Raw genomic sequence first — 7,039 nt, 5'->3', positions numbered from 1 at the left:
AGCATTTCTACGGGATTTATACCGTACTTTACGCTCACCGATCCTCACCCACGCAACCAAACCTCACCCTTGATCCACACTATATCCAGCATTTTTTTCTGTGCAGCAAAAACGCTGGGATGGTATATTGTAGATTGGCTAAATTTAAGACACTATTTAAGATGAACTCAAAGCATCATAAGATTAGATTCTTTGAGGACACTCTATACCGAAATATATGAAGGTGAATCTATTGAATAAGCTCTTATTTCATAATATCCCGCTGGGAGCAACCGGCGAACGCATCCCGCAAGCGGCAGTAGCTTCAGCACAGACCAGCAAGGATCTAGTGAAGCGAGAAGAGGGGGACTCCGCTTATTTCCGCAGGCTAGAGGAAGGTGGCATCCTGCTCAACCGCCCGCAGATTGCCGCGGTGCGGCATCATAAAGGGCCGCTGCTGACACTGGCCGGCGCAGGCTCCGGCAAAACCTCGGTTCTGATCTGCAGAACCGGTTATTTGTTGTCCGTGCGCGGCGTCTCGCCAAGTCAGCTGCTATTGCTGACTTTCTCTAGCAAAGCCGCGGCAGAAATGCGCGAACGAATCGCCCTGCTCCCGGGCGTAAGCACAGCGGACGTCGCAAGGCTGCAGGCTCGGACGTTCCATTCCTTTTTCTTGTTTTTCTTACGCAGACAGGGATTGCAGCAGGAAATTTTCAGTGAGACACGGCGCCAGCATATCCTATTGAAGCAGATCATGCGGGAGCTTGGGCTGCCGAAGGATGCTTATCCACCGGAAACCCTACTTTCACTACTCTCCTCCTGCAAAATGAACATGGGCACCGTGGAAGATCTACCGGAAGCAACCACTGCCGAAAAAGAAATGAAATCCATTCTAGAAATATATGAACAATGGAAACAAGACAATTTCAAAATTGATTTCGATGATGTCCTCTTAATTGCTTATCGGATGCTGAAGGAGCGTCCGGCGCTTTTGCAAGAATTGCAGATGAGATATTTGTATGTAATGGTCGATGAGTTCCAAGATACAAATGCCTTGCAGTATGAGCTTGTCAAAATGGTTGCTCACCCACAGCATAACCTAATGGTGGTTGGTGATGATGACCAAACGATTTATTCCTTCAACGGGGCGCGCAGCGAGTTCATTTTGGAGTTCGAGAAGCTCTATCCGGGAGCCAAGGTGATTACTCTCGATATTAATTACCGTTCTGGTCCAGCCATAGTCGGACTCGGCAACGGCATTATCCGGCACAATACACGTCGGCGCTCCAAAACCCTGCAAGCGGCCAAAGGCAGCGGAAATCAGCCCCGGTATATGCGTCCGCAGACAGCAGACGAGGAAGCTGAGCAGATGGTCGAGCATATTTTAAATGAGGTCTCTACCGGCAAAAGAGAATATCGAGACTTCGCCATGTTGTACCGAGCGTCCAGCAGCAATCGGGCCGTTCTCGAACTGCTCCTTTTACGCGATATTCCTTATATTGATTACGGAGAAGGACAATTATTGTACGAGCACTGGTTGATCTCGCCGGTAGTGGATCATTTGAGACTCTCCGTAAATCGGCGGAATTTTGCAGCGATGGAGAATATCCTGCCAACGCTGTATATGAACCGTGAAAAAGGCATGAATCACATCCGCCAGATGGAAGCGAGACAGCCCAAGCAAGGACCGCTGATCCACCTGTTGTCTATGCCTGGCATGGAAGACTTTAAGGGAGGTAAGCTAAGAGATCGGCTCGATCTCATTCGGAATATACGTGAACTGACCCCGATACAAGCGATCCGTCAGATTCGTACCCAATTCTATGATTATTTCATCGAGGCGAATGAACGGCATCAAGCGACGCTGCACCGAGAGACGTTAAAAGAAATGCTAGATGAGCTAGAATCCTCCGCGGCGCGTTTTGACAGCATCCCTGCCTTTCTTGATTTCATAGATAATGTTACCGAGCGCAACGAGCATAATCGTCAACCTGGTACGAAAGAGCAAGGCAACCGGATTGCATTAATGACCATTCATAAATCAAAGGGACTTGAGTTCCCTGTAGTCTTTTTAATTGGAGCGTCTGAGGGAATCCTTCCGCATAGCTCTGCACTGGAGGGCGACCGGCTAAAAGACCGCAAGCTTGCGGCCGGAAGCAGCGGAGCTTCAAGCTTAGCAGCATTGGAGGAAGAACGGAGACTGGCGTATGTAGCCGTTACGAGAGCCCGAGAGGAGCTATTTATCAGCTCGCCCGCACAACATCGGGGTAAAAAAGCGGAGGTCTCCCGCTTCATGTTATCCGCCTTCCGATCTGCCGTTTCTGCTTCTGCAGCGACTTCGGTGGGCAGAACTGTAACGACAAGAGCGGTAACGACAAGAGCCTTGCCGACCAGCCGAACAACCACAACAAAAACCCATGTCGTTCCAGTATGGAATTGCACGAGCAGCAGTTGTCCTGGTTGGACACGGATGAAAGCTGGCGGAGCTGAGGATCACTTGACCTCAAAACCCTGCCCACTCTGTAGCTCACCTATGACGAAAGATCAAAGAGAAGTTCCTGTATAATTTATACGCAAAAAAGCAAGTTTCCACTTCCTTGGAAACTTGCTTTTTAATATAACACGCCAGGGTTCAGCTTAAGTCCACGCCCACAAAAATCCATCCCGATCCCATGCAATTTTGCCGCCGTGCAGCTTCCGGAAAGCTTTCTTTACTTCCTTGGACAGTGAGGCATTGCCATTCTCATTCACAAATACAAATTGTTCCCCAAAATTCTCTTTTACATATTCAATCGCCGCAGTCTGGTACAAGGTACCCGTAAAACGAATTTCCTTAACCATCCATTCGGCTACGTCTTGCGCAGTTATCTCCATATGGATATACCCCTTCCGTGTGTACTTCTTGCTAAAATGTGCCCTCATTATAACATGAATACAGCCCGACCGGACAAACGTCCGAATCGGGCTGTATTGGGCTGATTCTAATTATTGTAGATAGTTACGATTCGAAGGATAACGAATCTTCTGTCCACCACTTACCATCAGCAGAATTCCTGTGATTAAGTGTAATCCCCAGCCCACGAATGGAATCCAAGCGAGTAAAGAAGTTATAATTCCGAGTACTGAACCATAAATAGATTCCTGGTTTTTTGAAGATAAAATCAAAGTAACCAGGTGAAGAATAAACATCAATCCCAGTACAGAGTATCCACTGAACATTACAATAGCAGCACCCAGAAATGGAATCGCCAAAATAATCTCACACGAACCTGTAATCCATTTCATCGATTTAGAAGAACTCAATAGATAACCTCCTAAATAGGAAAAATATACTATTTAGTATACAAAAAATCCATGCTTATCGCATATGATTTCTGTCGTTCTTAACTATTTAGGTTCATATGAATAGTGTGGGTTCCTCTACTTCATGCTGTAATTGCTTCTGTACAAAAGGAGGCAATCCTTCCTTACTCATTGCAGCCGAAGGAGCAAGACCTAAGCAGTGGCACATTAGCGGAGCTAGCCGCAACTGGGGGATTATTTGATCCTCTTTTTCCCGCGGTAATCGATCTACTCCAAACGTATATAACGGCACATCCCGTTCAGAAGTGGTTTTTCCACCGTGGTACCCATTGGCATTCATCCCATGATCTGCCGTAATCAGAATCTTATATCCCTGCTCCATCCAAATGGGCAAAACAGTGGCTAGCAGACCATCGGCAGTACGCACGGAAAGCTCATATTCCTTGCTCTCCCCGCCATAACGATGCCCGGCATCATCTATGTTCATGGAGTGAATGTATAGAAAATGCGGATCAAAAGCACTCCGTAAATATACAGCGTCGGCAAACACATGGCTATCAGGATAGTGGTCCTCGAAATAAAAGCTGCCATGCTGAATCGGCTTCATCACATTGTGCTGATGGCGGTCAGCCAGCGGATCAAAGGGGGCTGAATTATAAAGCTCACTGACCCAATGATAGGCGACAGCAGCTGTACGCAGATTAGCATTCACTGCCAGATGGAATACGCTCTCTTCATAGCTTGGTCTGACAATATGGTTAGCCGTAATTCCATTTTTGGACACGGGTGTACCCGTTAAGAGCACCTCATAAAGCGGACGTGACAAACTGGGTAATTCCGACTGTACCCGATAACAAGATAAGAGTTCCTGCTCCACAAGATGCTCCAGATACCCCATGTATGTGCGAGCTGCATCATATCTAAGTCCGTCTAAGACAACCACAATAAGCTTATTGGTCATTTCCGTCATTCTACTCACGCTCCTTCTCGCTCTAAATGTAAAAGCTCGGAAGGGTTCAGCGCCAGCGTGACTTTATCCCCTTCTCCAACCCGCAGCCAGCGTCCGTCATTTAAAAGATCAACCGTTAATCGGATGCCTTCAGCCTCAACCGCACATCGAATAATATTTCCTAGCACAGATACCGATTTAATTATCCCATTCACCAGCTGTGCTCCGGCAGCAGCCTCCTGTGGACCTGCTCCCTCATGCAGTAGGGTTACGGCCTCAGGGCGAATAGCAAAGCTGTCCATCCCACTATCTATTCCGTGGAACAGTGCCATTACTTCGGGCCGAGTTAATACGTTATAACTGCCCATGAACCGGGCAACGAACTCTGTGCGCGGCGCAGTGTACAGTCCTTCCGGTGTTCCATCCTGAACAATTCGTCCCCCGTTCATAATACAGATGCGGTCGGATAGAATCAGTGCTTCCTCCTGATCATGCGTAACGAATAGTGTCGTCATGTTAAAGCGCTTCTGAATATCGCGAATTTCGGCACGTAGATTCTTACGAATCTTAGCATCGAGTGCACTCAGGGGTTCATCCAGCAGTAACACTTTGGGCTGCACGGCTAGAGAACGGGCCAGCGCTACCCGCTGCTGCTGTCCACCGGAGAGTGACTGCGGATAGACGTCCCGCTTCTCCTCCAGATCAACCAAAGCCAGCAATTCCGCAATGCGACTACGTCGGGCAGATTTGGATAAGCCGCGCATCTTCATGCCATACTCAATATTTTGGCTCACCGTCAGATTAGGGAACAGAGCATAGGACTGAAACACCATGCCTACCTCGCGTTTACGAGGCGGCAGATTGGCCAGATCTTTATTCTCCAAGAGAATTTTTCCGCCATCCAGCTCCGAAAGGCCAGCTATGCAGCGCAGTAAAGTGCTTTTTCCACAACCGGAGGGTCCCAGCAGCGTCACAAGCTCTCCTTCGCGAATCTCCAAATTTATATTGTCTAGCACACAGGTATCACCGAACATTTTGCGTATCCCCTGCAGCTTCAGATAATCGTTCATCCCTTAACGCCTCCTCCCATCTTTTTGCCAAGCTTCATCAGTACCATCGAAAGGACTAGAATAAACAGAAAATAAGAGATTGCAATCGCGCTGGCTAAATGTCCGCTTTCGCCCATTCTTTGATAAAGATATACCTGAATCGTCTGAATATGCCCTCCAACTAGCATGTTTGTAAGGACAAATTCGCCGAATAGAACGGAGAAGGATAACAGGGTGGAGACGATAACCCCAGGCCAGATATTTGGTAAAATCACATTCACAAAGGCCGTTCTGCGGCGGGCACCAAGCAATTCCGCAGCATGCAGCAGTTCTACAGCGTTAACGGTCAACAGACTATTGCGAATGCCCTGATACATATAGGGAAGGATGACCACAAAGTACGCTCCTACCAGTAAGTAAGCTGTTCCAGCGATGTCAAAGAGACCCGTGGAATAGGTACGGATAAGTCCCACCGCAGCCACTACACCGGGCACGGCATAGGGCAGAACAACAATCACTTTCATAAAGCTCTCCCAATGTGGAAAATAAATCGTGATGACAAAAACAGCTGGCAGCATCACGGCCAGACTAAGCACCACGCTAATCAGGCATAAATACAGCGACGTCCAAAGCGCTTCTAAAAAACGAATATCCTTAAACATCTCGCTAAACCAATTCAGTGTCCAAGCTTGAGGCAATAACGTATTCTGCCAGTCCAACGCAAAAGCATACATACCGGTTGCTAACAGGGGAAGTAATAAATACACCATGAGCAATAACATGAAGGTGCGTGGCGCGAAGCCCGCTTTACGTATATTCATTGCTGAGCCTCCTCATTAGCTGCTGTCCATAAGCGCCGAGAAGATTTGGCTTTTACATTCGTTTTACTGACCGCTTTAGCTCCGAATCTCTCCGTACGCCGAACCATCAGGTGATTCAAATAGACGGCCAAAATCGTAGTCAAGCCAAGCAGAACAGCAAGCGTACTGCCCATTTCTGGCTGAGTCACCACATCTCCGGCAACGAGCGAACCGATACGTACCGCCAGCAGATTATAATTCCCGCCAACTAAAGCGTATGCCGTAGCATAAGCCCCCATCGCATTGGCAAACAATATCCCCAGTGTGCCGAAGATCGCAGGCGTTAGGATCGGTAGCCCGATCGTCTTCCAGAACTGCCACGGTCCGGCCCCCAGCAAGGAGGCCGCCTCTCTCCACTGCTCACGGATGCCATAAAAAGACGGATACAAGAGCAGTAAGGCTAACGGAACCTGAAAATATACATACACCAAAATCAGACCAGACCAGCTATATAAATCAAAATCGGTAAAAACACTCCAGCCCCACTGTTTGAATAAGAGCGTAAACACCCCGTTATTTCCGAGCAATATAATATATGCAAAAGCTAAGGGAACCCCTGCAAAGTTAGAGGTCATATTCGACAGCATTAAGAGTCTGTCCCTTACCCTTGGAGTGAACCGAGTAATACAATAGGCACAAAAAAGTCCGACAATGATCCCTATCAGACTTGAGGTTAAAGCGATCAGCAAGCTGTTTTTAATTGCCTGCATGTAATAGGCACTTTGCAGTGCGTGCAGATAATTACCTAGCGTAAACCCAGTCCCATCTGCCTTTTGGAAGCTTCCCGTCAGCATGGACAATACAGGTACCAGCTGAAATGCCAACACCATCAGTGCAAACGGAAGGAGTGCCAGGATCACACCGCGGCTTTTCTGTTTCAACTTACTCACTCCTTGTCG

7 protein-coding genes are annotated in these 7,039 nt (G+C 47.8%); 1 reads left to right on the top strand and 6 read right to left on the bottom strand.

Annotated features, from left to right (window positions below):
- The first annotated feature begins 232 nt into the window (after positions 1-232).
- Positions 233-2,545, top strand: a complete 2,313-nt coding sequence (locus tag CA598_RS17235; protein WP_256990526.1) for a UvrD-helicase domain-containing protein — start codon at positions 233-235, stop codon at positions 2,543-2,545.
- Between the two features lie 71 nt (positions 2,546-2,616).
- Here the strand turns inward: CA598_RS17235 and CA598_RS17230 are convergent, their stop codons facing one another.
- The 6 genes from CA598_RS17230 to CA598_RS17205 all read right to left on the bottom strand — a co-directional run bounded on the left by CA598_RS17230 (position 2,617) and on the right by CA598_RS17205 (position 7,021).
- A complete protein-coding gene (locus tag CA598_RS17230) occupies positions 2,617-2,853 on the bottom strand; it encodes a DUF6953 family protein (RefSeq protein ID WP_094877266.1) in 237 nt (78 codons plus the stop codon).
- A gap of 111 nt (positions 2,854-2,964) precedes the next feature.
- Positions 2,965-3,282 carry a hypothetical protein gene (locus tag CA598_RS17225; RefSeq protein WP_094877265.1) on the bottom strand — a complete coding sequence of 106 codons (318 nt, stop codon included), beginning with the start codon at positions 3,280-3,282 and terminating at the stop codon, positions 2,965-2,967.
- 94 nt (positions 3,283-3,376) lie between these two features.
- Positions 3,377-4,252 carry an alkaline phosphatase family protein gene (locus CA598_RS17220; RefSeq protein WP_094877264.1) on the bottom strand — a complete coding sequence of 292 codons (876 nt, stop codon included), beginning with the start codon at positions 4,250-4,252 and terminating at the stop codon, positions 3,377-3,379.
- Positions 4,253-4,257: 5 nt separating this feature from the next.
- Positions 4,258-5,301 (bottom strand): ABC transporter ATP-binding protein, encoded by a 1,044-nt coding sequence (locus CA598_RS17215; protein ID WP_094877263.1) that lies wholly within the window; start codon positions 5,299-5,301, stop codon positions 4,258-4,260.
- Positions 5,298-6,101, bottom strand: a complete 804-nt coding sequence (locus CA598_RS17210; protein WP_094873848.1) for an ABC transporter permease — start codon at positions 6,099-6,101, stop codon at positions 5,298-5,300. Before CA598_RS17210 ends, CA598_RS17215 begins: the two co-directional genes overlap by 4 nt.
- Positions 6,098-7,021, bottom strand: a complete 924-nt coding sequence (locus CA598_RS17205) for an ABC transporter permease (RefSeq protein WP_094877262.1) — start codon at positions 7,019-7,021, stop codon at positions 6,098-6,100. The genes CA598_RS17210 and CA598_RS17205 overlap by 4 nt, the downstream gene beginning before the upstream one ends.
- Between the last annotated feature and the right edge of the window lie 18 nt (positions 7,022-7,039).

Source organism: Paenibacillus sp. VTT E-133291, assembly GCF_002264395.1.
GTDB lineage: Bacteria > Bacillota > Bacilli > Paenibacillales > Paenibacillaceae > Paenibacillus_AQ > Paenibacillus_AQ nitricinens.
Note: the sequence above shows the minus strand (reverse complement) of the source record. Positions and strands in the feature narration are given on the sequence as shown.